A 24,649-nucleotide genomic window follows, 5' to 3' on the forward strand; every position below is an offset into this window, starting at 1 on the left:
AACGTCTTAATAATGTGTCCATCAGATATGGAACAGGTCATGAAGCCGGATGATAAAGAAGCAAATAGATGGGTCATCAAAGCAAAACAAGGCAACCGTAAGGCCTTTGACCGTCTGGTGAACCTGTATCAAACCCCTATTCTGGCTTTAACCTACCATGTTCTGGGTGATTATGATGAGGCAAAAGACGCGGCTCAGGAAGCGTTTATCCGTGCGTTTGAAAACATCTCGCGGTTCAAACAGGACAGCCGGTTTTCAACGTGGCTGTACCGCATTGCTGTCAATGTAGCGCTGGATGAAACGCGCCGCAAAAAACGCCGGAAAACCGACCCCCTGAGCGCAACAAAATTATTAAAATCAGACGCTCATACAGAAACTCCGGCCCAGGAATACGAACAGCGCCAGGAGAACAAAGAACAGCACAAACGCATTTTCAAAGCCATGCAGCACTTGTCAAAACAGCAGCGAACCGCAACGGTGTTGAAATATTTTCATGACAAATCTTATAAAGACATTGCAGATATACTCAACTGCTCCCAGGCCACGGCGCGAACGCATGTATTCCGGGCGCTTCAGCACATGAAAGACTATTTTGAGGGATCCTCAACATGAACACATGCCGTTACAATCAATGGATTTTATCCTATATTGACGGGACGCTAAATCCCGGACAGGAACAGGAAATGCGAACGCACCTCGAGTCCTGCCGGGCGTGTCAAAAAATTCACTCAAATATACTGACCGCCCACCGGCAGCTCACTGAAAGCCCGCACCCAAAATTACCGCCATCACTGATTTCTGACTTTGGCCGCGAACTGAACCGGCAATTATCGCAACGCGTTCCGGCGCATCGCCCACTCCGTGACACACTGAAGCAGATCATGAACCCAAAGCAGTGGATCCGGAAAACCGTTTATGCCACGGCGCTTGTCGTCATCGGCATTTTTATCGGGCGCGCCTGGTATGCACCGGATTCACTACCGCAGCGCGCCGAATCGGATTATTCCGTGCAGTCATACACGCCTCTGGTGAGCGAATACCTGGTCGAGTCCGAAATTCTTCTGCTTGCCCTGGACCGCAGTTCGGTCGAGATGCCGGAACACGTGTTAAGCTTTGACCGGCAGCTGGCCCGCTCCGTGCTTGATAAAAGCAGACGCATTCAGCCGGTATTGCAGCAGGAAACAGACAAACAGTTTATCCGCTTTGTCAACCAACTGGAAATGATATGCATGGAACTAACCAATCGGGATCCGCAACAAATACGGACAACGTTTAACGAATTAAAAGCCATGATTCGGGAAACCGGTTTGATCGATGAAACTCACCGGCTCCGGGATGAGCTGGGTTACTCCGATATCCCTAATATTTAAGAGGCAGCGCGATGAGAAACAGACTCGTGATTTTGATAATCATCTTATGCGGGGGCATGGGACCTTTGCACCCGGCATCGGTTCAAAACATGCTGAATACCGCAAAAAAACAGCGTTTCGATCAGCAGTGGGATCAGGCGGTGCAGACATATCAGAACATTCTCAATGCTCACCCGGAAAGCGCCTATACCGAAGAGGTTATGTTTTGGCTGGGCTTTTGTTATAAAAACCGGGGAAACCCTGACAAGGCATTTGAAATATTCGGCCGGCTGTCTGATACGTTTCCGCAAAGTCCCTGGACCGATGACGCCGTCGAACACCAGATTCTGATTGCCGAAAGCCAATATGAGCAATCAGAGTATCAATCGTTCCTGTACAATCACCTGCGCAACCAGGACCCGGATATCAGATTAGAGGCGGCACTGGCCGTGGGAAGACAGGGGGACCGCCGGGCGCTACCGGTTTTAAAGGTATATAAGGATCGCGATGAACAGGCGAAAGCCCTTGTACGGCAGTTTAATAATGAAACAGACAAACGCCCGACACCAAACAACCGCCGGTCTCCCAGAGACCAAATTGTCTATTTTCCGGAAGACCGCTTTCGTCAGTACAAGCAGCTGGTGAAAAACGCAAACACCTGGAGCCGGCATGAATTGACTTTGTTTGGAATGTGGCATGTCTTATCGGATGAAGCCTTTGATACTCTGTATCAGAAACCGATGGAGGCACAAAAACGCCTGATCGATCTGTACTGGCGGCATCATGATCCGACCTTGACCACTCTGGAAAATGAAGCCAGGCAGGAATTCAATGTCAGAGTGCTTCAGGCGCATCAGCGGTTCAGTTATTATGATGAACTGGACGACTTTTTTTATGCACCCTGGGATGCGCGCGGCGAACTGCTGATCAAATACGGTCCGCCGGACACCCGGCTAAAAGTGCAGGACGGAGAGATCTGGGAATACAATCGCATGGATCAGATCAGCTTTTATGTGCGTTTGTCTGTAACCAATATTTTCGGGCGGGGTATTTTCATTCATAAATATCGCGGCATGTCCCGAAAAGATATGGAACGCAGCAGCATCTCGCTTAAAGATCTCTATGAAAAATATATATTTACTCCCCGATTTTTCTTTGATCTGAACCGCCATTTCGATCTGGTGGACGTGACACTCGAGGAAAAAGTTCCGGCCCCGAACGGTGTTACCGTATCCTATTCATTTCCGGTTGATCAGATGGCATGGGTGGAAATGAACAAGGCGGCACATATTCAGTATGTGGAACATGTTGTGGTGTATGATGATGAGTTTGAAATGGTGACCGATCAAAGCCTGCCCTGTCAGGTCACGCGGGCAGACGAGGCTGAACTGCGGAAACTGGGGCAGGCGCGCAACATCATCACATTGTCTTTAGAACCCGGTGATTATACGCTGGGTCTGAGAATTAAAGACGAGCATTCTGATAAAGTCGGAATTGCAAAACGCGACATCACCGTACTGCCGTAACCTTGCAAACATCACCCGGATCCGCGCAGACCAACCCGGGAATAGAGCAGGTTGTAAAGCGCCAGCGCAAAGGCACCTCCGGCAACAGCTGTGATAAACTGGGGAAAGGACATGGCTGCAATCAATGCGTCCGGTAGATGTTTGCCCAGCAGCAGCGGCAGCAGAAAACGCGCGGTGGCAAACAGCCACAGGGTTTTCAGCAGTGCGGCGGTCAGCAGCGCAATCCAGGTTCGCACTGAGGACAATAAATTCCGGTTGACGGACGGCCGAATGAGCGCAAACACTCCCACCCAAATCGCATTACCGACAATAATAAAGGGAACCATCGGCGCCAGCAGTGGCGGCAGCTGACCGCGAAACAACGCAACCAGCGGTGTGAGCATTCCGAGAAGGATTCCACTCAGGGGGTCCAAAATCAACGCCGTAATGAGCAGCATCATATTGATCAGCGGACCGGTGATCAATTGCGGCAATCCGAACAACTGAATAATCAAAGTCAGCGTTAATAAAACGACAATTCGAGTCAGTTTGCGTAGGGGCATTATAGTTCTCTTGTTTTGTTCAGAACCCTAATGTTATGATTTCCAGCCTGAAAATCAATATTTTTATTAATTTCCTTGCATTTTTCGGCGGCGTTGAGTATCATTTAAACGACAAATAACAGGATTGAGCAACAGTCAGGGGTGCAAATGGCCACATTTAAAGATATTTCAAAATTAAAACGCAAATCCAGAGCGCTTTACCGCAAACAAAATATCACAGGCATGGGAGTGGGGTTCAAGCACACCGGCGGACAAAAAACCGACAAGCCCAGTCTGGTGATTTTGGTAAGCCGCAAGCAACGCGAGAGCGAGTTGTCGCGGCGCAACCGGATTCCAAAACGCATCAACGGCATCGAAACGGATGTGATTCAGGCGGGTCAGGTGGTTGCACAGTCCGGCCGCCGGACGCGCCTGCGACCGGCTGAAGGCGGGATCAGTATCGGTCATCCGAATGTGGCATTCGGCACCCTGGGCGCCGTGGTGCGCGATGCCGCCACGGGTGAACGGCTGATTTTGTCCTGCAATCACGTGCTGGCCGATCACAACAATGCGGAACCCGGAGACCTTATCCTGCAGCCGGGAGATGCCGACGGCGGAGAACCGGATGAGGATACTCTTGCGCATCTGGTGCGTTTTGTGCCGCTGTATTTTCAAACAGATGCCGCCAGTACGGGCAGCCCGTCTGAATGTAAAATTGCCAGATGCATGGCCGCCGTGCTGAACGCACCGGCCGTCCTGATTGGCTGCCAAACCCGGTTAAAAGCGGTTTATAACAAACCAATCAATTTCGTGGATGCGGCAGTGGCTCGGCCTTTGAGCGAGGATATGCTGAAAGACGAAATCAGGGACATGGGTGCTGTGCGGGTACGGCGGAACTGACCGCCGGAGATGCGGTTAAAAAAAGCGGCTGCCGCACTGGATTAACACAATCGGAAATCGTTCTGATCGATACAGAAACCGAGGTCACGTATGGCCGTCATCGTGCATTTTTTGATGGTCAGCTGGCAACCTGGGCTCTATCAAAAGGCGGAGATTCCGGTTCGCTGCTGGTGGATGAACAGAACCGGGCGGCGGGACTGCTCATGGCCGGATCGGATACACTGAGTTTTTTCAATCCGATTGACCGGGTGATGGAAGCATTAGAGATTGAAATGATTTGAACCTGAAATTCGACAGGTTTCATGCAAATAAGCGCTATCCCGTTTAACTTTGCCGATGAAAAACAAACGGTAAATTCACAGTGACCGAACCGCTGGTGATCGGTTTGAAGCGCAGGCGTTTAATAATGCCGATCACTTCGGTGATAAAAGACTGATTGGAAATCGACGTTTCTGCAATCTGTACCTGACTGACCCGTCCGGATGCCTCAATGGTCACATCCAGAGAGATTTTACCGCCGAGCGACGGCTCCTGCCGCAGGTATTTGTTGTACGCATACATAATGCGGCCATGCTGGGCATTGATAACAGACATTACGTTTTGTGCCGAGCGGTCGGCTCTGGCCTGAGAAGAGCCGCGCATGCTCTGCGGAGACTGTATGTTGATCTCTCCTTTTTTCTCCAGCTCTACGCTTTCAATATCCGAATTGGATGACATGATATCGTCCACATCACCGGCAGCGCCCATGGCAAGCAGCTCATCAAGTGCATCCATATCACCGCCGCTTCCGGTCCCGTCTCCGCTACCGGAGCCGATGCGTTTGCCCGTTTGCAGCCGCTGGGTCTGCATGACTTTATCCAGATTTTCAGCCACCCCTTTATCAATTAAAAAATCTACAGCCTGGCTGGACTGATGGGAAGCGCCGGAACCGCCGATGAGCCCCAGCAGTCCGGCGGATTCCACCGTCTGATCGGATCCTGCGGATGACTCTGATTGTCTGCCGGAGCGCCGTTCTTCGGACTGTTCTCCGGAGGCAGCTTCCTGTTCCTCAGCTGCAGCGGAACTCTGCTGTCCGGTTTGCGAGCTGGCAAGGGTTTCCGGTTCCGGCTGCTGTTCACGAATCATAAAGCGGGCAAAACGTTTTTGAGCCTGTTGGGATTGCGGCGGTTCTTCGGGCGGCAATTCCGTATGATTGATATGCCAGACCCACCAGCCTTCGAACGCCAGAAAGAGAATCAGCAACAGTTTAAAAATTCCATCGCTCAACAGAGCTTTGCGCGCCGCCGAGCGCCAGGAAAAATCATGATAGAAAAGCGTACGGGCCGGCGCAGATGCATATTGAAAATGAACCTGTTTATCTCCCACCTGCAGCGTACCGGTATGTCCGGGTTCCACTTTGAGCTGATACATTCCCTTTTCTTTGGGCAGAATATCCTGGATAATCAGGCTTTGCAGCGAGATTTCGGACTCCCGGTAGCGCAAATGCCCGCCCATAGCCGGGTGCAATAGGATATGGCACTGATTTTTTTTCAGATGAATCAGAGACTGCGAGCGCGGATACCGATGATCGTACACCAGCACATCATTGTTCGGTGTCCTGCCGACCGTCAACGCATCGTTCGGACGCAGGATGTGTTCAACCTCACCTCCCGAGTCCTGAATAACAACTTTGATATGATTGTGTTTCGGTTTTGCCATTTATTTCAATCGGTTAATCATTCTTTTTCCAGGACGGCAAGATGCATATTGTTGTATCCCACGCGTCCGCATGTCAGCATGATACGTTTCAGCAGATCAAATGTAATATTCCGGTCACCCTGTATCGCTATCGAGCCGCGGAATCCCTGCATGTTTGCAGACATTTTACCAATGCCTTCGGTCATTTCGCGCAGACGAAGCAGTTCGTCCTGCAGCGACGAAAGCACCAGCTCTTCACCGGATAATACGGCGTCGAGTCTTTGAAGCGGCCGTCCATCAACCAGAATCCACTCCTGGGTGATGGCGATGACCGACATGGTGGTGGGCGCCTGCTGAGATGTCGATTCCGGCAGGCGCAGGTCCGGCGTGATGGTCATGATCTGGCCTTCAGCGCTGTAACTTTTCAGTAAAAAGACCAACAGGATCGTAAACATATCGATCATGGACGTCAATCGCAACCCGAACGTGCCTCGGCCCAGGCGTTTGGTGCCTGTGGCCAGTTTTAATGTGCTGTCTCTTTCAATATCCATTTGCTTTCACCTGTCCTAACCGGAAATGGAAATATTTGGAAATCCGGCTTGCCTACAATTATCCATAACAGTAATAATTATATGATATTCGATGTTGTCTTCCGGAGAGATGATAAAGTCATCAATATCCGGATATTTTTCCTTAACCTGATCCAGCTGCATCCTGAGTTCAGACCACACATAGCTGCCATTTTTTTGGGGGATGGGATCAAACTTTAAATCCGGGCTTTTTATCTGCAGATGATCCGGATGGATCAATAAAATATTGAGCACAGCCGGTTGAGCCGGCCTGGATGTGGCCCGGGCCTCTCCGGAGCGATCCAGGTTCGGAAGAGACAGTTCCAGCACGGCAATCCGGACGAACGTGGCTGTCAGCAGCAGAAACGGGATCAAAATGAGGAAAATGTTCATCACCGCCGTCAAATTCACATCCGCATCGCGAACGTGTCCGCGCAGCTTACGGTTCAGGGTCTGTTTCAGATTCATGAATTCCTCGATGTCAGGAACGCGTACAATCTTGCAACTTTTTCGTTAATCTCGTCAATTAATTCATTGGTTTTTTCCAGGATAAAGGTATATCCGATCAAACAGGGAATGGCGGTGATGATCCCGAACGCCGTGGTGTTCATGGCGATCGAAATGCCTGCGGTCAGAAGCGCCGCTTTATCCGCTGCGTCCGCATGTGCAACCGCGGCAAAGGCGTTGATCAATCCCAGAATCGTTCCAAGTAGGCCCAAAAGTGTGGCGACATTGGCAATCATGGCCAGATAATGCGTGCGTTTTTCCAATTTGGGCATTTCCACCATGGCGGCGACTTCCAGAGCGTTTTGAATATCTTTCGGGGATTTGTGGCTTGCCATCAGGCCTTCTTTGGCGATAGTGGGAAGGGCCGCAGAAGACTGATTGCAGTACTGGATAGCGCCTTTAACATCGCCGTTTTTCAACAACTCACCCACCCGGTTCATAAAGGTATCCGAATCAATTCGATTTTTGAACCGGATTACGATCAACCGTTCAATAATGATGACCAATCCCAGAAGCAGGGCGAACAGAATGATAAACATGACAGGACCGCCCTGGGAAAAAAATCTGATTATGCTTTGCAAATTAAACCTCCGCGTTTAAAAATCATTACCATTCTATCACATCCCGGCGGATCTGTGTACCCGGGGACATGTATTTGGTTTCCACCACCGACTGTTTATCAATCGGGCGAAAAATTTCATTAAAAAAAGACCGTTCTATGTTGATATCATCAATTTCAGGCGTCTGGCCCGGCAGAAAAAAAACAGCCTGGGGTTTTTCCAGTTCTCCCTTGACCTCAATTTTATCAATAAACAGGCGCGTGTCATCCCGGGTTACATCCGGATGTGTGGCCAGTGAATCACTTGCCGACAGCGAGTCCGGCCGGGCGCTGTCTGTCAACGTTTGCGCCGAAAGCGCGTTTATCATGATAAACAGAAAAACAATCATTGTTCTGGTGTACATACCTGCCTCAGGGATCATTGCTGGATATAGATTGTGAATTAATTTCAAGCGTCAATTCTTTTATTCGGCTGCGGCTGCGTTTGACCCAGATATTGTTGATCTGGTTGGCTTCAGCTTGACTCACATTCTTTTGGAACGCCTGCAGAGCTTTTTCCTTGTACGGAAACGCCGACTGCCGGAGCCTCGACCGGTAGAGTTTCTGCTGTTCCTCATCCAAATGCATGGGAGACGGTGATTCTTCGAACGCCCGCACCAGTTCTTCAAACGCCATACCCACCCGATGCAGTGAAGCGGTGGTCCATTCCGCCACCTGGTATTGTACCGCTCCGGTGTAGGCCTCTAATACATGCTGAAAACTGGCGGTTTTGCGTTCAAGATTTGTCTTTAACGGGGGCTCTATATTGAGCTTTTTATAATCTTCAAACAACATCTCTCCAAGCATAAATTGAGATGCGGCCACATAGTAAATATCAGCATTCCGGCCGTTTTGATAAGCCGCGATGACCCGTTGAAACAATTGGCGCGCCCGGGGATATTGAAACCGCTGGTACGCCATTTGTCCGCTTTTGTATAAAAACTCTACACTCTCCACCCGGTCAGGAAAGGTTTCCGCATAGCGTTGATACACCGTTTGAGCGGCAGCCAGATTTCCGGAATTTTCGTAATGCAGACCGGCTTTTTTCAAAGATTCCGCATTAAACGGGGAATCGGGGTAGCGGTCCACAAGCCGGATCAAATCGGATGCGGACAATATCCAGTCCTTTTGTTCTTCATGCAGAACAGCGGCCTGATACAGCGCTTTGTCCGCCATGGATGAGGAGGAATGCTCGCGCTGCAGGCGTTCGTACAGTCTGGCGGCCATGCTCTTTCGATTGGCATTCTGATACTGTACGGCGGCATTGTAAAGCGCACGTTCCTGAAACACACTGTCATTCGAGGTTTCTGCAATGGACAAAAGCAGATCACCGGCCTGCACATAATGTCCCTGCCGGCTGAGCTGATCGGCTTTTTTAAATTTTGCCGAGGCCGCCATCTGAGAGGCCTGCCTGGCACGGTCCGTGGAATCGGATACCGATACTTTATCAAACATTTTTTCGGCCTTGTTGTACTCTTTGGCCTTGAAATAAGCGTGTCCGGCGTTCATATATGCGGTCACCAGATACGGTGAACTGCCCTCCTGTATGATTTGATTGTAGACCTGCACTGCTTTTAAATGCTGGTCGAGCGACGCCAGAGTTTCCCCGAATTTCATATACACCTGATCCACCCAGTCACTGGCCGGATACAGGAGAATAAATTCATTGCAGGCCTGAAGCAGCTGAGCATCGGACTCATACGACACCCGTATGGACAGGGTGTCCGGTGTGGCGAGAAAATTGACGATTCGTGTGATGAACGGCGGCTGTTCTTCATCCTGATGCAGGGCGTCTACACGCGCCAGAATGCGGTTGAACGCAGCTTCTTCGCGAAAGCGCGAATCCGGGTAAAGGTCAACCACCGTCTTGTAAATTTCCGCAGCTTTTTCAGAATCATCAAGCTGATAATGACAGTCTGCAAGATAATAATGCAGGGTATCAGTATTGGCCTGGTCCGGAAAGGCATCGATATATTCGGTGTACAGATCAATCGCTGAATGATAATTCTGTTTTTCACCGGTTCGGGAGGCCAAAGACTGGTAGTAGGTGCCGAGATACACCAGGTGTTTTCGGGCCACCGCCATTCCGTGCTCATACAGCGAATCCGACGCATAATGGCTCGACCATTCACCGCCCGGGCCGAAAAGATCAATCGCAGAACGGCGGACTCGGTTGGCCTGTTGGATATCCCCGGCGTTTTCATAATTCTGAATGATAGCGGCGTAAATTTGCGAAAGCTCGGGATCATAAGGATAAAAATCACAAATAATCTCATAGGTTTGCACCGCTCGCAGATAGAATGTCCGCTGTTCATACAAACCGGCCATGGTTTGTAGAATAGGCTGTGTAAAAGGCCGGTTTTTTAAAGATTTTAAAAAGTTTCCGGCTGTGGAGGGCTCGGCGTACTCGGTGAACGCGCTGGCGATATAATAGATGGCTTCCGAACGAAGATCTGTCTTGGGTACGTTTAATTCCTGAGATTCCACCCGCTCCAGCATCTCCAGATCCTGAATGAGCGTCAAAAATGAACTGATGGCATCCGGATAACGCTCCAGGTTATAATACGACCACCCCAATTTATACAAGGCCATGTCAAAATACGGATTATCCCATTGCTGCAGCAGGTTTTTATAATGCACAATGGCATTTTTAAAATCACGTTTATTGAAATAATACTCGCCGATCCGGAACCGGGCTTCAAGCGCCAAATCGGATCCTTTAAACTGTTGCACCAGCTGTGAAAACGTCTCCTGCGCCTTTTGCGGGTTGCCGCCCTGAAGAAAGGTAATGCCGAGTGTATACATAACACGGTCGGCGAACGCAATGTCCGGAAACGAGTCCAACAGAGTCTGACAATAGTAGACTGTTTTTTCAATGCGTCTGACGGGCATATCTGGTTCAGTGTTTCGCTCACCACGGTCGTATTGCTCAAGTTTGCGTTCATAATTTTGCATTTCCTGCTCGTACAGCCACCTGGAGCGTTCTGAATACAGTTCAGCCAGTTGATACATCACGGTCGGGACGAACGCCCCGTCCGGATATTTTTCAATTAACGTTTCGTGTTCGTTAATGATCTGCTCCAGATGACTCGGATCACCTCCCGCCTCCTCAATCATGGCATTGACCACCCCGCTCTCCTGAGCATACAGAAAACCGCCGGAGAACAGACAGCATACTAAAAGGGTGAAACGATGTCGGGTCACGAATTTGATCATAATTATTGTTGGTGCCGTAATGTTTGACGTTTCAGAAATTTGGCCCGGGTGATACCATACTCTGCATAGGCAATCCAGTTATGTTCACTCTTAACCGGTCGGCTTTGCTGTTTTAGCTGATCGATTTCCTGCTCCAGGCGGTTCATTTCCTTGCGCTCACGTTCAATATCGCGAAACAACTGAAAATGGGTGCTGGTCATGTTGCCTTTCCGCTGTTCAAACGGACTGTAAGAATTTTCGGACTGATTATAAATTGATTTGACCAGCTTGGATTCCAGGGACAGCAGCTCCATTTTGCGTTTCTGGATCCGCTGTTTCTCAAACAGCAGCTCCTTCTGCAGGGAATCCCGGTGCGCGGATGACTGCAAGTCCTGATGATGTTCAATGAGATATTCATAGATTTCAACGGCATTGTCATATTTCCCCAGTTTCAAATAACAGCGTCCCAGCAGAAAAAGGCACTCGCTGGTCTGAGGGCTGTTTTCATAATTATTGTACAGGAGCGTCAACAGGGAAGCGGCTTTGTTCCAGTTTTTTTGATTGGCCTCTGTCCATCCTGCCGCGAGCAGGGCATCAGGGTGCTTGCTGCTACTGGGACTGACCGTCCGAAAATGAGACAGAGCATCCTTAAAGTACCCCATTTCATAATAGACATAACCCAGGGTAAGATGGGTCTCATCCAGAATAGACTGGCGTTCGTCATCAGTGGGTGGCATTTCCGAGAGGACGCGCAATATTTCGAGTGCTTGCTCGATATTTTTCATTTGCAGCAAAGAGACGCCCCGGGTATAAAGCGTATGTTCATAATAGGGGCTCGTTGAATTCGCCAGCTCCAGCGTTTCATTGCAGGCGGGATAATCTCCCAGATGATAATAGGCCAGACCGGCATAATAACCAGCGTAATTGAGTATGCGTTGAGCCGGATTGGATCGACGCAGAATTTTAAAATATTCGATACAGGAACGATAATTGCCCCGGTCATAGTGAATTCGTTCGATACCGAGAATGGCTTCCGGCAAATACTCACTTTTTACATGTTTTCGCAGCATAAACTTGTAAATCCGTTCTGCGCCTTCATGCAGATTCACTTCATACAGACAATTGCCCAGCATCAACAGAGCATGATCCATCTGTGAATAACCCGGATTAAAATCGAGTAGAATGGAAAGTTCACGTGCGCAATCCCAGAATTTCATTTCTTTATAAAGCTGCAGGGCCTGAAAAAACATCTTGTTCGATACTTTTTCCACCTGAGCCTGTTGTGTTTCCTGAGCCTGCAATTCAACCACGCCGGTCAGGAAAACCAGGCAATACACTGCAACCCTAATGTTTATTCTCTTTTTCATGCCCTAAAATGACACCCTCTGCATTAAAACGGGAGATCTTTTTCCTTTTCTTTTTCCAGTTTTTTGCGATATTCTTCAAGTTCTTTGTTGATGTCCTGCCGCTGCCGCCGAATTTCGTTGATATTTTGTTCTTTGAGCTGTTCGCGTTCCAGTTCCTGGATGTTTTTTTTATAAAATAAATGAAAAGAATAGGTCATTCCAAACATAATTCGCCAGTCTGCATAATCTTCGTAAAACCGATGTGACTGATTGCCGGCTTTCCGTTTAGACTGCGAAAGATCAATATCCCCGGCCACATCAAAGAGAATCTGGTAAGGTCCATAAAATTTTACACCCTGGGTATATCGAACCGAGTTATAAGATGCGGGCAGGTCTGTTTTATTGAAAAAATATTCGCCGCTCAGTTCACTGTAAATCAATACTTTTTTCACAGCGTATTTGACAGCCAGTCCGCCTATCAATTGATCCGTGATGCCGGCAAACACATCATTGCTTATATTATGATCCTTATAGCCCAAATTCAAACTCAATTTAAGCGGTATATTCAAATTGGATTCTTTAAAATTAAAGGAAGCCGCTGTAAGCATCGCCCATCCCAGTCCGTCTTCGCTATACGGTTCAAAGGGAATCGGGTGGATTGCGGCTGTTGGAGCCTCCAGATACCCTGCGGCAGCCAGAGAAAATAAAGGGGTTGGCTGCGCCAGGGTATGCTTTAAACCGATTTTTGTATCTCCGGGAGGTGCAAAAATATGCCTCTGATCATCATGATACGGGATCACATGAAGAAAAACTTCGGTTGCATAAGGCAGACCGAGAGAAAAACCCAGGTGCCAGGTATACAATTCGCTGAGAGATGACTCTGTATTCAGCTGCGTAGCATAGCCCTGAAAAACCGAACTTGTGTAAAACCGGCCATACTCGATGGCATCCGCTTCGTAAATCCGCATCAATCCTTTGCCGCCGCCGATGGAAACCTGGGCGGCAAGCAGAGACGGTGATAATAATATTAATAATAATAATAATTTGTTTGCCATTTTAGGCTCCAGTCAATTAATCGCATTCAAAAAGAGATAATAGAGTCATATCACATAGCACATAGTATGCCGTTGGCCTGAAAAAATTGTAAAATATTTGTACCCCTCACTACCGACAGCTTAAAACAAAGGCACCAGAGTCACAATTTGGGGTTTATGCCCGGATTCAACCGTATTGTATACTTGCGTTTCAAAAGCCTGAAAATCATGAGAATAAAAAATATGGTCAATACGCAAAATGTTGATTTTTTCCGCTTTGACGGGTACAGGCACTTTGTCGGTTATACGATATTCTGCAAAAGTAGTTCCCAACCCCCACCCGGCGGACGCAAAACTATTCTTTAAATATTTTGAATACAATTGATAGACCCAACTGTTGGGGGTATCGTTAAAATCCCCGGTGACAATTAAGGGCCGCTCCACCGGAAATAACCTGGAAGCCAGCTGACGAGCCTCGTCGCGGTGACGCATGTAACCGGTTTGAGCGTCATGATTATACAACTTAAAGTCCCGTTTGCCCATAAACTGTTCGAGGAGATAATTGGCACTGTGATGTAAATGGCAATTATACACATCAATTTGTTTGTCACGCCAGCTGACCGAGGCATGCGTAATGGTGATCGGGCTGTCCGGGTCGTACTCTGAATTAATGCTCACCAGCTCGGAATGAAGAAACGGGAGACGGGACAAAATGGCGCCGCCACCATAATCCGACACACGTCTTGACCATTTCTGATAGGGATATTGATCGGATAATTGGTCAACGAATACACGACGCTGCCCGGTTTGAAATTCCTGGATGCAGATTATATCCGGATTTTCTCGCCTGATAAACCCGACCATTTGCTCGGATTCCATCCGCTCTGCATCCATACCGATATTCCAGCTCATCACTCTTAGATTCTGAGGTGCTTTTGCATCCGGTTTGACAGGAGGAAGCAGCTGAGTATTATAATGATAAACCAAACACAGCACCACCAGCGTATAAAATAAATGATGAACGGATAGACTTTCCCTGTATGCAGAATACAAGAGAATGACGAAATATAAAATCAGTAAAACAAACAGGTATCTGAAAAATGTCGGCAGGTACAAGAGGCCGGCCAGCGCAATGCAAACAGCAAGCGCATACAGAAGCATTTTGACCGGGATCGGACGCTGTTTACTGATCAGCCCAACCGCAATGAACGGAAGCAGCAGCGCCACAGGAATCCAGATCACATCGGAAAGCAAGCTGGCGCCCATATCCGTCACTGCATTGACACTAAAAAGCCCGCTACGTATGGTTACGTTCCATACAATCAGTTCAAGACACAGGATACAGAGCCAGATCAAAGAAAGGATTATCGTTTTAAATTTATTCACACAACCATTGTCGTTTTTTCTGTAAATATACGATCTTGGCGCGAAAAAAGCAAAATCTTCAAGCGGTCAGACGCGTTTTTTTCAATAATTTTGAATCTTTTAATATTTTTCTGAATCAAATAAATAAAGATTTGCAAATTAATAAATAATAATTATCTTTTAGCAACTCTATTGTCGTGAACAACAAAGGAGACCCCTCATGATCTCAAAAGAGATGGAAAAAGCAATAAACGAACAAATTAATAAAGAATTATATTCATCATATCTCTATTTATCCATGGCATCTTTTCTGGAAGCGGACGGTCTGGACGGCATGGCCAACTTTATGAAGGCCCAGGCTCAGGAAGAAGTTGAACATGCCATGAAATTTTACGGCTATGTCAATGAGCAGGGCGGCCGTGTTATCCTGGATGCCATCGAAAAACCAAAAGCCGAGTTCAAAGATGTCAAAGAGATATTTACGCTATCTTTTGAACATGAAAAATACGTCACCGGTCGAATCCATTCACTAATTGATCTGGCGCTGAAAGAGAACGACCACGCCACCAAGACGTTTCTCGACTGGTATGTCACTGAACAGGTTGAAGAAGAAGCGACGATGAACAGCATTCTGGACAAACTGGACCGTATCGGAACGTCCGGACAGGGCTTGTTGATGCTGGATGCACAATTGGGCCAGAGAAGAGCTCCCGCAGGCGAAGGAGAATAACAGGCTGATCTATTGCCGATGAATAGACTATTTGACTCGCGCCCTGATTAGTGGCAGCAGAGAGTAGAGTCTTTGGGAGGATGATGATGATGAATGAAAGTCAAAGACAAAAACAGGCGTTCGAAGAGATTGCATTCGAACACATGGATTCTCTTTACAGCACCGCACTGCGGTATACGCATAATACCCAGGAAGCTGAAGACCTTGTACAGGATACATATCTTCGAGCCTATCGATTCTTTGACAAATTTGAAAAAGGCACCAATTTCAAAGCCTGGATATTCAAAATCCTGACGAATACATTTATCAACCGATACAGAAAAAAAGTCCGGACCCCGCAACAAGTCCAGCTGGAAAAAGTTGAATACGGACTGGAAGACAAAAACTCGGATGCCGATGAAGATGTCGGCGAGTGGGATGATTTTGACAAGGACAAGTATAAGGAACTGTTTGATGATGAGATTACGTCTGCCTTGTCACAGCTGTCGGATGATTTTCGTATGGTTGTATTGCTCGCGGATGTAGAAGGTTTTTCCTACAAGGAAATTGCTGAAATCATCGACCGGCCCAGCGGCACGGTCATGTCCCGGTTGTTCCGCGGCAGACGCATGTTACAGCGTATTTTGGAAAAATACGCACAGCGTGAAGGATATGTTAAAGAAGACTGATTACATCCACCGCAGGGATATCCCTGTGGTGGTGTTGTTATATTGATGACTTTGGACGGCGGGCTCCAAACAACACCGCACAAGGGGCATTTTTTGTGACCAGCCGATTCAGTTTTGTGCAATACAGGGCTGCAAACGTCCGGCAGCTTTTTGCGCCGTCAATATTTTCTTCAGACGGAAACTCGGCATATTCGCAGGACAGATCACAAAACTTTATTTTTGAATTTGTAACCCCTGCGTTATTATTATCCTTCATAGTATTTATCCTCGTAATGCAAACTCGCGTCCTTTTATAAAACCTGCTGTGTACACCAGCAGCGCTGTCAGAATCAGCGGAAACAACAGACAAAATTGTGCGAATAACATCAAATTATTTTTCAAAAGTCGTTTACCGATCGCAAGTATGCGAACGCCGGGCAAAAATGGGATGAGCCACGGGACATTGACAAACACTTTTCCCTTTAGATGATAGCGGTGTCGATTGATCGCAGCGCCGTAACCCAGTTCATACTGATTGCGCATAATTTTTTTCAGATTGGTCCGGTTTTTGTGCCATATCACAGCTTCCGGTTGATAAAAGAGCGCAAGGCCCTTGCGCTCGATTTGTCGGCAGTATAAACTGTCACTGCCCTTGACCTGATCAATGAACAAACCGTGCTCGCTGAACACATCCCGGCTGAATGAGAGATTACAGGTTCCAAAATGAGTATTGTCAAGGGTCTCTTTGGGTTTGATCAAATCACTGAATTCGAGCAGATAATCGCAAGTCCCCAGAATATCACCGGGAGTGCCGTTTTTAACCATGCCGCCGATCACCGGATAACCGCGTTCATGGCTCATGAGCAACTGTTCCAGCCAATCCGGATGCACAATACAATCCGTATCTGTGAACGCCAGATAGTCACCCCGGGCTACCTTGATGGCTTGATTGCGGGCAGTGCCGGGAAAGGCACGCTGCGGCAGCCGAATCACACGGATCTCGGGGAAACGCTCCTCTATCAAATCAGCCGTATCATCTCCGGTGGACTCGACTACAATAACTTCATATTCAAACGAGGTTCTCTGACGCATGACAGAGGTCAGGGCGTCAAATATGACATGTTTTTGATCATAGGACGGTATAATAACCGAAGCTTTCATAACCAGATTCCTGTTAATAGCATTTTTTTCCAATGATCAAGGTAAGAAAATTTTTGTAGAAATGGAATAAAAAATGCACCCGGAAGCGGGTGCATTTTTTAGAATGATCAGGACACGGCGTGTTTATACCGCTTTTGTACGTTATCCCAATTGATGATTTTAAAGAAATTTTCAACGTATTCTGAACGCCGGTTTTGATAATTCAGATAATAGGCGTGCTCCCATACATCAATCACCAACAAGGGTACGACACCCCACTGGGTTAAATTTTGATGTTTTTCAGCCTGAAGCACCACAAGCTTCTGACCCAGCGGTTCAAAGGCAAGAACACCCCAGCCGCTTCCTTCAACAGTTGAAGCAGCTGCAATATATTGCTGTTTGAATGTTTCAAAACTGCCAAAATCAGAATCAATTTTTGCAGCCAGTTCACCTGCGGGCTGGCCGCCGCCCTCTGGACTCATATTGCTCCAGAAAATCGCATGCAGAATATGACCGGACCCGGCAAAAGCGGCTTTGCCCGTGTAATGCTGGACCAGACTATAATCAGAATTTTGACGGGCTTTTTCCAATGCCTTTAACGCTGCATTCAGCCCCCTGACATAGCCAGCATGATGTTTATCATGATGCAAGCGCATGGTCTGCTCATCAATAACAGGTTCCAGCGCATCATAATCATACGGCAGCGGCGGCAGCACATATTCGCCTTGTTCATTGGTTGCCGGAGTACCGGCAAAACTCTCGTCACCCCAGAGTCCGGTGGCGGCAACCGCGGCTCCCGCTGCCAGAGCCGAATTTTTAATAAATGATCTTCTGTTTGTCATAGTTTTCTCCTTTTGTTAAAACCAATAGAGTAACAAAAAAAAGCCGGAAAAATATTCCAGGCCTAAATTTTACAAATTTTATACATACATTATTGTTGTTTTATGGACTTTATGCCTTCATTTTTGTAATATTTACAGACAAAGTTGTCGGAAAGGATCAAGTTAGCTTAATTCACTATAAAACAAGAGAAAGCATGTGATATTTACTCGATTTACCCTCAAACCATCCCACAAAATTGAATCATTTTAATCTTTCTTTTTTGTATTTTTTATTATTTTTTAACACATATTTGTATCTTTCAAGTAAACACCTTTACACCGCGTCGTTCATATTCAACCAAGTCTAATAATAACAGTACCCTTAAATTCAAATGGTAAAGCATGACTGGCATTTTATTTGCAGATTAAATGAATCCCATGATACAATGGATCGTCATTTAACTGCGAAACAGACCGTTTACTGTTATTCTTTCCGCATGCGATTGAATGTTTTGCGTCCCGTCTGACGTAAATTCCTGGTAAAACTTTGATTCTATAAAGGGCAAACCGTACCCAATCAAAGAATTGTCTGCAAACGGGATTGAAATAAAAGGACAGAGCCTATGCCAAAAACCAAACACGCTATACCCGTAAAACGAAATGCAGCCGGTGAATCACCGGACTTTGCATTATACCAGCGCCAATTTGAACACGATAATTGCGGTGTCGGATTTATCGCGCACCTGGATGCCAAACCCCATCACAATATCGTACTGGACGGAATCAATATCCTGAAACATCTTGAACACCGCGGAGCCATCGGCGGGGACAAGGGAACAGGTGACGGGGCCGGATTGCTGTTCCAGCTGCCGCATGAATTTTTCCGTTCCCAAGAGGCCAAACTGGGATTCAGTCTGCCGGAAGCGGGCGACTATGCAGCCGGGATGATTTTTCTTCCCACGGACAGTGGTCTGCGGCAGGACTGCCGGTCCATCATTGAAAAAGCCGCAACCGACAAGGGTTGTACCGTACTGGGGTGGAGGACCGTACCGGTGGACGGGAGCGGTCTGGGTCAATTGGCGCAATCCACCCAGCCTGTCATTGAGCAGGTGTTTATCAAAAAAAATGCCAACGATGACAGCTTTGAACAGACGCTGTACGTAATCCGGCGCATTTCGGAAAAGAAAATTCAAAGCTGGGAGCAGGTAGACACCAGCCACTTTTATATTGTCTCGTTGTCCAGCCGGGTGATTGTCTATAAAGGACTGATCACGGGCACTCAATTGACCGAATTCTATAAAGATGTGAACAGCAAACTGTTAAAGTCCGCATTTGCTCTGGTGCATCAGCGTTACAGCACCAACACGCTTCCGACCTGGAAACTCGCGCAACCGTTCCGCTGGCTGGCTCACAACGGTGAAATCAACACCCTGCGCGGCAATATCAACCGTATGCGCTCGCGCGAAGCCAAAATACAGTCCGAGCTGTTTGGAGACGACATTGAGCATCTGAAACCGGTTATCGCGGAGGACGGCAGTGATTCCGCCGTTTTTGACAATGCATTCGAACTTTTGGTGCATGCGGGTCGTTCCCTGCCGCATGCCATGATGATGATGATCCCGGAAGCGCATGGTCCCAAGATTCGTATGAGTGAAGACAAGCGCGCGTTTTATGAATATCATTCTGCGTTAATGGAACCATGGGACGGACCGGCCGCCATTGCGTTCACTGACGGCCGTTATATCGGCGCCACCCTGGACCGGAACGGTCTGCGCCCGGCCCGGTATACGGTAACCAAAGACGGTATTGTGGTTATGGCGTCCGAAACCGGTGTACTTGAGTTTGAACCGGAGCGCATTATGATGCGCGGACGACTTCAACCGGGCAAAATGTTTCTGGTCGATCTCAAACAAAAACGCATCGTTCCGGACAATGAGATCAAGGCAAAAATTTCCAGACAAAAGCCGTATCGTCGCTGGGTGAAACAAAACCATATCGAACTGCGCGGTCTTTTTGCTCCGTCTCGGGTGCCGCATATCGATACCGAAAAACTGCGTCAGCTGCAGCTGGCATTCAATTATACAGATGAAGAAATGCGAATGATTATTTCCCCCATGGCGGTTCGCGGACAGGAAGCTGTCGGATCGATGGGGAATGATGCGTCGCTCGCGGTATTGTCCGAACAGCCCCAGCTGCTGTTTAATTATTTCAAACAGCTGTTCGCTCAGGTGACCAATCCGCCGATCGATCCGTACCGCGAAGAACTGGTCATGTCACTGGAGAGTTTTGTAGGCCGGGAAAAAAATTTTTTGCAAGAAACCCCCGAACATTACCGCGGTTTGAAACTGCAGCATCCGGTGTTGACCTCGAGCGATCTTTCCAGAATCCGGCAACAGGACAATCCGTACATCCAGACCACGGAAATCGATATGCTCTATTCCCTGGAGGGCGGCGGAAAGTCTTTAAACGCCGCGCTTGACGGTATTTTCAGACAAGCCGAGGAAGCCATTAAAAACGGTTCTACTCTGATCATTCTTACGGACCGTAATATGTCTGTGGAGCGCGCCCCGATTCCGGTTTTGCTGGCCGCATCCGGTCTGCACCATTATCTAATCAAGCAGGGACTGCGTACCTCTGCCGGAATTGTTGTGGAAACCGGTGAAGTGAGAGAAGTGATGCATTTTGCATTGTTAATTGCCTTTGGAACCGACGCGATCTGTCCCTATGTAACCATGGCTTCCATCAAGGAACTGGCCTCCGGCGGCTGGCTGGAACATGTGCCGACAGCCGAAGTGGCTATGGATAATTATATCGTTGCGGTGAAAAAGGGTCTTTTAAAAACCATGAGCCGCATGGGTATCTCTACCCTGCACAGCTTTTTCGGATCACAGATATACGAAGCAGTCGGTCTGAACCGGCAGGTCATTGATCAGTATTTTTGCAAAACAGCGAGCCGGATCGGCGGTATCGGTTTGGAGGAAATTGCTGAAGAGGTGAAACGCCGCTATCGGATCGCATTTCCCGAAAAGGGTAAAATACCAAGTCTTTTGAATCCCGGCGGTGTATACCACATCCGCAAAAACAGCGAACAGCACATGTGGACCACGGAAGCGATTTACAAACTGCAGATGTCGACGCGTTTAAACGATTATAACCTGTTCAAAGAATACAGCAGTTATCTTGACAATCAAGCCGCATCCATGACCCTGCTGCGCAGTTTACTGAGCTTTAAAAAAAGCAAACCCATTCCGATTGAAGAGGTAGAGCCGGTCGAGTCCATCACACAACGGTTTGTAGGCGCCGCCATGTCCTACGGATCGATCAGCAAGGAAGCGCATGAGGCCATTGCCGTTGCCATGAACCGTTTGGGAGCGCGCAGCAACTCGGGCGAAGGCGGCGAGGACCCGGCGCGCTACATCCCGCTGTCCAACGGCGACAGCAAACGATCGCGCATCAAACAAATCGCATCCGGGCGCTTCGGTGTGACCACGGAATATGTGATGAACGCGGACGAGCTTCAAATCAAAATGGCCCAGGGCGCCAAGCCGGGGGAAGGCGGCCAGCTGCCGGGACACAAGGTGAATGAAGAAATTGCACGCGTGCGGCACACCACGCCGGGCGTGACATTGATCTCACCACCGCCGCATCACGATATCTATTCCATTGAGGATCTGGCCCAATTGATCTTTGATTTAAAAGCGGTGAATCCGAACGCGAATGTCTCTGTCAAACTGGTCTCTGAAGTCGGTGTCGGGACCATTGCCTCGGGAGTTGCCAAGGCAAAAGCGGATACAGTGCTGATCTCCGGTCACGACGGCGGCACCGGCGCCTCACCGCTCACTGCGATCAAGCACGCCGGACTTCCCTGGGAACTGGGGGTTGCGGAAACCCACCAGTCCCTCATGAACAACCATTTACGCGACCGCATCCGCATCCAGACGGACGGTCAGCTGAAAACCGGGCGAGATCTGGCGATCGCCACCCTGCTTGGCGCTGAAGAGTACGGATTCGGCACGTCCATGCTGATCTGTCTGGGTTGTGTGATGATGCGCAAATGCCATCTGAACACCTGTCCGGTCGGCGTGGCCACACAGGATCCACGCCTGCGTGAACGTTTCGGCGGCAGCGCTGATTACGTCGAACGCTTTCTGCGATTCATTGCTCAGGAGTTCAGAGAACATATGGCCATGCTGGGATTCCGGACGGTTGAGGACATGGTGGGCCGGGTTGACAAGCTGAATTATAAAGCTGTCAAAACGCATTGGAAAGCCAAAACTCTGGATCTGAATCCATTGCTGGATTATACAGTGGATGACAGTGTTTCACGACACAAAATACGTGAACAGGAAGCCAATCCCTATGAAGAGCTGGATCAGGAACTGATTAAACAAAGCGAACCGGCGATCAAAAACGGCGAACGCATCAACATCAGCATACCGATCCGGAACATACACCGGACCGTCTGCGCGCGAGCTGTCCGGACATATTGTAAAACACCTGGGTCCGCGCGGACTGGAGAAAAATCCCATGACGATCAATTTTAACGGTTCCGCCGGACAGAGTTTCGCGGCTTTTCTGGCGCCGGGTGTCAATATCATGCTAAAGGGCGACGTCAATGATTACATGGGCAAGTCCATGTCCGGCGGCCGCATTGTGGTGGTTCCGCCGGAAAACGCCGGCTTTGATCCGCATGAAAACATCATCGTTGGAAACGTGCTCCTGTACGGCGCCACCGGCGGTAAAGTGTATGTAAACGGTATGGCCGGCGAACGCTTTATGGTTCGAAACAGCGGCGCGGTCGGGGTGGTCGAAGGCGTCGGCGATCACGGCTGCGAATATATGACCGGTGGTGTGGCGGTTATTCTGGGTAAAACCGGCAATAACTTTGCCGCCGGTATGAGCGGCGGTATCGCCTATGTGTACGACGAAACCGAAATGTTCGACACACGCTGCAACCTGGACATGGTCGATCTGGAAAGCGTCTGGAACCAGACCGACCGGGAGCAATTGTGGAATTTAATTCAGAATCATTACAACTATACAAACAGCGCACGGGCAAAATTCATCCTGGACAACTGGGAAGCGCAACTTCCGCTTTTCGTCAAGGTGATGCCCATAGATTATAAAAAGGTATTGGAACGCATGCGGGTACACGAAGAAACCGAACGAGACGCTGTGGCGGCTACTGAGGAGGTGTTTGATGGCTAAAGCAACTGGATTTCTTGAATACAAACGCGAAGAGGCGCCCAAACAGCTGGTGCATCAGCGAATTAAATCATACAAAGAGTTTACGAGTTGTCTGCCTCTGGAAAAACTGACCGTACAGGCGGCCCGCTGCATGGACTGCGGTGTTCCCTCCTGTCATTCCTACGGTTGTCCGGTGGAAAACCGGATTCCTGATTTTAATGATCTCGTCTACCGGGGGCAATGGAAGCAGGCTCTCGAGGTTCTGCATTCAACGAATAATTTTCCGGAATTCACCGGCCGGGTGTGTCCGGCTCCGTGTGAAACCGCCTGTACCCTGGGCATTAATCAGCCGCCGGTCAGTATTAAGCAGATCGAACTGCAAATCATTGAACGCGGATTTGAACAAGGATGGATTCAGCCTGAACTACCGGTTCAGAAAACAGGCAAACGAGTGGCGGTGATCGGATCCGGCCCGGCGGGACTGGCTGCTGCCCAGCAGCTGGCTCGAAGCGGTCATGAGGTTGTCCTGATGGAGCGCGATGCAAAGATCGGCGGTCTCTTGCGTTACGGTATCCCGGATTTCAAGCTGGAAAAATGGCTGATCGATCGGCGTATGGAGCAAATGCAAAAAGAAGGGGTGAAATTTGAGACAGAGGTGGAGGCCGGTCGCGATATATCCGCTCGCTATCTAAGCCGAATTTATGACGCGATTGTGATCACCGCCGGCGCGACAATTCCGCGGGACCTTGATGTTCCGGGACGCGATCTCGACGGTGTGCACTTTGCCATGGAATTTCTTGCGCAGCAGAACCGTCGAGTCAGCGGCGAATCCTTAAAACGCCCGGAAATATCGGCAAACGGAAAACAAGTGGTGGTGATCGGCGGCGGCGATACCGGGTCCGATTGTGTCGGGACCAGCATTCGCCAGGGCGCCCAATCCGTGACCCAGATCGAACTTTTGCCCAAACCGCCCTTGACGCGGACCGAGCGTAATCCGTGGCCCGAATGGCCGAACATCCTGCGCACCTCTTCTTCTCACGAGGAAGGATGTGAACGCAAATGGAGCCTGCTGACCAAAGAACTCAAAGGCGACAAACAGGTTTCCGCATTGCGCGGCGTGGAACTGGACTGGACTCTAAATGATAACGGCAAATGGCAGATGCAGGAGAAAAAAGGAAGTGGCTTTGAACTCAAGGCAGATCTGGTCCTGCTGGCTATGGGATTTCTGCATCTGGATCCCGGCCCTCTTGTTAAAGACTGGAATCTGGAAACAGATGCACGCGGCAATGTGGTGGTCGACTCGAACTATATGAGTTCGAATGCCGGCGTCTTTGCCGGCGGTGACACCGTGATGGGAGCTTCACTGGTGGTTCAGGCCATTTATCAGGGCCGGCTGGTTGCAAAAGCTGTGAACAGATATATAGATGCTGTTTAGCAGCCGCTGACGCTTAAAAATTCTGTGTAACAATAAAAAAGGGTATACTCTGGTACACCCTTTTTTTATTGGGGAACAACCGGAACAGCCGGGAGCAAATCG

At 48.7% G+C, this 24,649-nt stretch carries 22 protein-coding genes; 9 read left to right on the forward strand and 13 right to left on the reverse strand.

Going from position 1 to position 24,649, the window contains the following annotated elements; all coding sequences use genetic code 11:
* Positions 1-39: 39 nt before the first annotated feature.
* From U5R06_01815 to U5R06_01825, 3 genes are read left to right on the forward strand one after another with little or no spacing between them, the layout of a single operon-like run.
* A complete protein-coding gene (locus tag U5R06_01815; GenBank protein MDZ7721576.1) occupies positions 40-612 on the forward strand; it encodes an RNA polymerase sigma factor in 573 nt (190 codons plus the stop codon).
* Complete coding sequence (locus tag U5R06_01820; GenBank protein MDZ7721577.1) at positions 609-1,370, forward strand: zf-HC2 domain-containing protein; 762 nt, start codon at positions 609-611, stop codon at positions 1,368-1,370. Before U5R06_01815 ends, U5R06_01820 begins: the two co-directional genes overlap by 4 nt.
* An 11-nt stretch (positions 1,371-1,381) precedes the next feature.
* Complete coding sequence (locus U5R06_01825; protein MDZ7721578.1) at positions 1,382-2,875, forward strand: tetratricopeptide repeat protein; 1,494 nt, start codon at positions 1,382-1,384, stop codon at positions 2,873-2,875.
* Positions 2,876-2,886: 11 nt separating this feature from the next.
* Here U5R06_01825 and U5R06_01830 read toward each other — a convergent pair whose 3' ends face one another.
* Positions 2,887-3,417 carry an ECF transporter S component gene (locus tag U5R06_01830; GenBank protein MDZ7721579.1) on the reverse strand — a complete coding sequence of 177 codons (531 nt, stop codon included), beginning with the start codon at positions 3,415-3,417 and terminating at the stop codon, positions 2,887-2,889.
* Between the two features lie 147 nt (positions 3,418-3,564).
* Here U5R06_01830 and U5R06_01835 point away from each other — a divergent pair, with 147 nt between their 5' ends.
* Positions 3,565-4,296: a hypothetical protein gene (locus tag U5R06_01835; GenBank protein ID MDZ7721580.1), complete on the forward strand. Its 732-nt coding sequence runs from the start codon at positions 3,565-3,567 to the stop codon at positions 4,294-4,296.
* Between the two features lie 324 nt (positions 4,297-4,620).
* Here U5R06_01835 and U5R06_01840 read toward each other — a convergent pair whose 3' ends face one another.
* From U5R06_01840 to U5R06_01880, 9 genes are all read right to left on the reverse strand, one after another.
* A complete protein-coding gene (locus U5R06_01840; protein MDZ7721581.1) occupies positions 4,621-5,994 on the reverse strand; it encodes an AgmX/PglI C-terminal domain-containing protein in 1,374 nt (457 codons plus the stop codon).
* Positions 5,995-6,011: 17 nt separating this feature from the next.
* Positions 6,012-6,524, reverse strand: coding sequence for a biopolymer transporter ExbD (locus U5R06_01845; protein MDZ7721582.1), 513 nt, complete (start codon positions 6,522-6,524; stop codon positions 6,012-6,014).
* 15 nt (positions 6,525-6,539) lie between these two features.
* Positions 6,540-7,010 carry a biopolymer transporter ExbD gene (locus tag U5R06_01850; protein ID MDZ7721583.1) on the reverse strand — a complete coding sequence of 157 codons (471 nt, stop codon included), beginning with the start codon at positions 7,008-7,010 and terminating at the stop codon, positions 6,540-6,542.
* Positions 7,007-7,630 carry a MotA/TolQ/ExbB proton channel family protein gene (locus U5R06_01855; protein ID MDZ7721584.1) on the reverse strand — a complete coding sequence of 208 codons (624 nt, stop codon included), beginning with the start codon at positions 7,628-7,630 and terminating at the stop codon, positions 7,007-7,009. Before U5R06_01855 ends, U5R06_01850 begins: the two co-directional genes overlap by 4 nt.
* 25 nt (positions 7,631-7,655) lie before the next feature.
* A complete protein-coding gene (locus U5R06_01860) occupies positions 7,656-8,012 on the reverse strand; it encodes a hypothetical protein (protein MDZ7721585.1) in 357 nt (118 codons plus the stop codon).
* Positions 8,013-8,019: 7 nt separating this feature from the next.
* A complete protein-coding gene (locus tag U5R06_01865) occupies positions 8,020-10,863 on the reverse strand; it encodes a tetratricopeptide repeat protein (protein MDZ7721586.1) in 2,844 nt (947 codons plus the stop codon).
* Positions 10,864-10,865: 2 nt separating this feature from the next.
* Positions 10,866-12,209, reverse strand: coding sequence for a tetratricopeptide repeat protein (locus U5R06_01870; protein ID MDZ7721587.1), 1,344 nt, complete (start codon positions 12,207-12,209; stop codon positions 10,866-10,868).
* 23 nt (positions 12,210-12,232) lie between these two features.
* A complete protein-coding gene (locus U5R06_01875) occupies positions 12,233-13,243 on the reverse strand; it encodes a hypothetical protein (protein ID MDZ7721588.1) in 1,011 nt (336 codons plus the stop codon).
* A gap of 120 nt (positions 13,244-13,363) precedes the next feature.
* Positions 13,364-14,608, reverse strand: a complete 1,245-nt coding sequence (locus U5R06_01880) for an endonuclease/exonuclease/phosphatase family protein (GenBank protein MDZ7721589.1) — start codon at positions 14,606-14,608, stop codon at positions 13,364-13,366.
* Positions 14,609-14,807: 199 nt separating this feature from the next.
* Here U5R06_01880 and U5R06_01885 point away from each other — a divergent pair, with 199 nt between their 5' ends.
* Together U5R06_01885 and U5R06_01890 are read left to right on the forward strand one after the other, a co-directional pair.
* Positions 14,808-15,317: a ferritin gene (locus U5R06_01885; GenBank protein MDZ7721590.1), complete on the forward strand. Its 510-nt coding sequence runs from the start codon at positions 14,808-14,810 to the stop codon at positions 15,315-15,317.
* Between the two features lie 89 nt (positions 15,318-15,406).
* Positions 15,407-15,985: a sigma-70 family RNA polymerase sigma factor gene (locus U5R06_01890; GenBank protein MDZ7721591.1), complete on the forward strand. Its 579-nt coding sequence runs from the start codon at positions 15,407-15,409 to the stop codon at positions 15,983-15,985.
* Between the two features lie 37 nt (positions 15,986-16,022).
* Here the strand turns inward: U5R06_01890 and U5R06_01895 are convergent, their stop codons facing one another.
* From U5R06_01895 to U5R06_01905, 3 genes are all read right to left on the reverse strand, one after another.
* On the reverse strand, positions 16,023-16,241 hold the full coding sequence (locus tag U5R06_01895; protein MDZ7721592.1) for a hypothetical protein: 219 nt from the start codon (positions 16,239-16,241) through the stop codon (positions 16,023-16,025).
* A gap of 5 nt (positions 16,242-16,246) precedes the next feature.
* Positions 16,247-17,125 carry a glycosyltransferase gene (locus U5R06_01900; protein ID MDZ7721593.1) on the reverse strand — a complete coding sequence of 293 codons (879 nt, stop codon included), beginning with the start codon at positions 17,123-17,125 and terminating at the stop codon, positions 16,247-16,249.
* Between the two features lie 107 nt (positions 17,126-17,232).
* Complete coding sequence (locus tag U5R06_01905; protein MDZ7721594.1) at positions 17,233-17,946, reverse strand: superoxide dismutase; 714 nt, start codon at positions 17,944-17,946, stop codon at positions 17,233-17,235.
* Positions 17,947-18,548: 602 nt separating this feature from the next.
* Between U5R06_01905 and gltB the strand changes: the two genes are divergently transcribed.
* From gltB to U5R06_01920, 3 genes are read left to right on the forward strand one after another with little or no spacing between them, the layout of a single operon-like run.
* Positions 18,549-22,469, forward strand: coding sequence for a glutamate synthase large subunit (gene gltB, locus U5R06_01910; GenBank protein ID MDZ7721595.1), 3,921 nt, complete (start codon positions 18,549-18,551; stop codon positions 22,467-22,469).
* Complete coding sequence (locus U5R06_01915; protein ID MDZ7721596.1) at positions 22,453-23,133, forward strand: hypothetical protein; 681 nt, start codon at positions 22,453-22,455, stop codon at positions 23,131-23,133. The genes gltB and U5R06_01915 overlap by 17 nt, the downstream gene beginning before the upstream one ends.
* A complete protein-coding gene (locus tag U5R06_01920) occupies positions 23,126-24,547 on the forward strand; it encodes a glutamate synthase subunit beta (protein MDZ7721597.1) in 1,422 nt (473 codons plus the stop codon). Before U5R06_01915 ends, U5R06_01920 begins: the two co-directional genes overlap by 8 nt.
* Positions 24,548-24,649: the final 102 nt, after the last annotated feature.

The sequence above is a fragment of the candidate division KSB1 bacterium genome (assembly GCA_034521575.1).
GTDB lineage: Bacteria > Zhuqueibacterota > Zhuqueibacteria > Residuimicrobiales > Krinioviventaceae > JAXHMJ01.

Bases quoted from the DNA above. Each gene is read 5' to 3' on its own strand.
- U5R06_01815 (MDZ7721576.1), top strand. From the start codon at position 40: ATGAAGCCGGATGATAAAGAAGCAAATAGATGGGTCATCAAAGCAAAA.
- U5R06_01820 (MDZ7721577.1), top strand. From the start codon at position 609: ATGAACACATGCCGTTACAATCAATGGATTTTATCCTATATTGACGGG.
- U5R06_01825 (MDZ7721578.1), top strand. From the start codon at position 1,382: ATGAGAAACAGACTCGTGATTTTGATAATCATCTTATGCGGGGGCATG.
- U5R06_01830 (MDZ7721579.1), bottom strand. From the start codon at position 3,417: ATGCCCCTACGCAAACTGACTCGAATTGTCGTTTTATTAACGCTGACT.
- U5R06_01835 (MDZ7721580.1), top strand. From the start codon at position 3,565: ATGGCCACATTTAAAGATATTTCAAAATTAAAACGCAAATCCAGAGCG.
- U5R06_01840 (MDZ7721581.1), bottom strand. From the start codon at position 5,994: ATGGCAAAACCGAAACACAATCATATCAAAGTTGTTATTCAGGACTCG.
- U5R06_01845 (MDZ7721582.1), bottom strand. From the start codon at position 6,524: ATGGATATTGAAAGAGACAGCACATTAAAACTGGCCACAGGCACCAAA.
- U5R06_01850 (MDZ7721583.1), bottom strand. From the start codon at position 7,010: ATGAATCTGAAACAGACCCTGAACCGTAAGCTGCGCGGACACGTTCGC.
- U5R06_01860 (MDZ7721585.1), bottom strand. From the start codon at position 8,012: ATGTACACCAGAACAATGATTGTTTTTCTGTTTATCATGATAAACGCG.
- U5R06_01865 (MDZ7721586.1), bottom strand. From the start codon at position 10,863: ATGATCAAATTCGTGACCCGACATCGTTTCACCCTTTTAGTATGCTGT.
- U5R06_01870 (MDZ7721587.1), bottom strand. From the start codon at position 12,209: ATGAAAAAGAGAATAAACATTAGGGTTGCAGTGTATTGCCTGGTTTTC.
- U5R06_01875 (MDZ7721588.1), bottom strand. From the start codon at position 13,243: ATGGCAAACAAATTATTATTATTATTAATATTATTATCACCGTCTCTG.
- U5R06_01885 (MDZ7721590.1), top strand. From the start codon at position 14,808: ATGATCTCAAAAGAGATGGAAAAAGCAATAAACGAACAAATTAATAAA.
- U5R06_01890 (MDZ7721591.1), top strand. From the start codon at position 15,407: ATGAATGAAAGTCAAAGACAAAAACAGGCGTTCGAAGAGATTGCATTC.
- U5R06_01895 (MDZ7721592.1), bottom strand. From the start codon at position 16,241: ATGAAGGATAATAATAACGCAGGGGTTACAAATTCAAAAATAAAGTTT.
- U5R06_01900 (MDZ7721593.1), bottom strand. From the start codon at position 17,125: ATGAAAGCTTCGGTTATTATACCGTCCTATGATCAAAAACATGTCATA.
- U5R06_01905 (MDZ7721594.1), bottom strand. From the start codon at position 17,946: ATGACAAACAGAAGATCATTTATTAAAAATTCGGCTCTGGCAGCGGGA.
- gltB (MDZ7721595.1), top strand. From the start codon at position 18,549: ATGCCAAAAACCAAACACGCTATACCCGTAAAACGAAATGCAGCCGGT.
- U5R06_01915 (MDZ7721596.1), top strand. From the start codon at position 22,453: ATGACGATCAATTTTAACGGTTCCGCCGGACAGAGTTTCGCGGCTTTT.
- U5R06_01920 (MDZ7721597.1), top strand. From the start codon at position 23,126: ATGGCTAAAGCAACTGGATTTCTTGAATACAAACGCGAAGAGGCGCCC.